The sequence below is a fragment of the Micromonospora sp. M51 genome (assembly GCF_018070305.1).
Taxonomy (GTDB): Bacteria; Actinomycetota; Actinomycetes; order Mycobacteriales; family Micromonosporaceae; genus Micromonospora; species Micromonospora parva.
This window is the reverse complement of sequence record NZ_JAGPXZ010001328.1, coordinates 1-807: the sequence shown is the minus strand read 5'-3', so window position 1 is coordinate 807 and position 807 is coordinate 1. Positions and strand designations below refer to the sequence as shown.

The following is an 807-nucleotide window of genomic DNA, read 5'->3' as shown; positions in this document are numbered from 1 at the left end:
CACCAGCTCCGCCCGGCGGGACTCCTCGATCAGGGTGGCCCCCGGGCCCCCGGTGACCTGACGCGCCTCGACAGCGAGGCCGGGCCACCGCTCGCCCAGCTCGGCCGCGGTGCGCTCCAGCATCTTCTGCGCCTCCTCGGAGGGCGCCGGCACGCCGATCTCGTACGGGTTGAGCGGCACGCCGTAGCCGAACGGATGCAGGTAACCGTGCACCACCAGCAGCGGCCGGGACCGGAGCTGCGCGGCCCGGGCCGCGTGCTCGGCGGCGACGAGGCTGGACGGCGATCCGTCCACACCCACCACGACAGGTCGGTTCATCGGCACTCCCTGGGTCGGTCAGGTCATTGTCGGCGTTGCCCGGCCGCCGCGCCGTGGAACGCGCCGGCCCGGGCCGACCGACCGCCGCCGCCTGAGCCCGCGTCGGAGCACCCGGAGCCGGCGTCGGAGCACCGGTGCGCGCCGCCCGGGCCGTGCGGTGTCAGCTCTGCCGACCCTCGCGGCGACGCCGGACGACCACCACCGGGCTGTGCGCGTGATGCAGCACCGCGTGGCTCACCGAGCCGAGCAGCATGCCGGCCAGCGCGCCCCGACCGCGCGCCCCGACCACGGTGAGCTGCGCGGCGGCCGACTCCTCGACGAGGACCTTCGCCGGCCCGCCGTACGTGACGCGGCGCCGCACCGGCACGTCCGGGTACCGCTCGCACCAGCCGGCGAGGGCCTCGGCGAGCACCCGCTCCTCCTCGGCGGCGAGCGCTTCCACGTCGTACGTCACCGGCAGGAGGTCGCTCGGCGGGACCGGCATGATCC

Annotated in this window: 2 protein-coding genes; both read right to left on the bottom strand. The window is 76.6% G+C overall.

The window, feature by feature from the left end; all coding sequences use genetic code 11:
* Positions 1 to 324, bottom strand: a 324-nt coding sequence (locus KBX53_RS34610; protein ID WP_210863995.1) for a universal stress protein, incomplete at its 3' end; no start/stop codon positions are given.
* Between the two features lie 154 nt (positions 325 to 478).
* Positions 479 to 807, bottom strand: a 329-nt coding sequence (locus tag KBX53_RS34605) for a universal stress protein (RefSeq protein ID WP_210863994.1), incomplete at its 5' end; no start/stop codon positions are given.